Genomic DNA, 361 nt, shown 5'->3' with positions numbered 1-361 from the left:
GGGCGGCCCGTCAGCATCAAGGCCGGCGACAAGCAGGACGTCAAGGTGACGCTCGACGCCGGCGTGCTGGCGATGTCGGGGCCCGGCGCCTATTCGATCGAAGTGCTTTCGTCGAAGAAGGACATCGAGGGCAAGCGCAAGTCGCTTGGGCTAAGCTATGGTGACAGCTGGCAGCAGACCATTCCGGCGGGCGACTATGTCGTCGTGCGCCACGCCTCCGACCAGGGCCAGGACAAGGAGACGCCGGTGACGGTGAAGGCCGGCGAACGCGCCGAGGTTACCGTCCAGTAGGTAGCGCTTCCGTCTTCTGGAGAAAAAGGGGCGGCCGATGAGCCGCCCCTTTTTCTTGGATGGAATTGCC

At 64.3% G+C, this 361-nt stretch carries 1 pseudogene; it reads left to right on the top strand.

The annotated features are described in order from the left end of the window. Positions 1–291 (top strand): annotated as a pseudogene (locus tag EN807_RS35970) (hypothetical protein); the annotation flags it as partial. Between the last annotated feature and the right edge of the window lie 70 nt (positions 292–361).

The sequence above is a fragment of the Mesorhizobium sp. M5C.F.Ca.ET.164.01.1.1 genome (genome assembly GCF_004792125.1).
GTDB lineage: Bacteria > Pseudomonadota > Alphaproteobacteria > Rhizobiales > Rhizobiaceae > Mesorhizobium > Mesorhizobium wenxiniae.
This window is presented reverse-complemented; position numbering and strand designations above follow the sequence as displayed.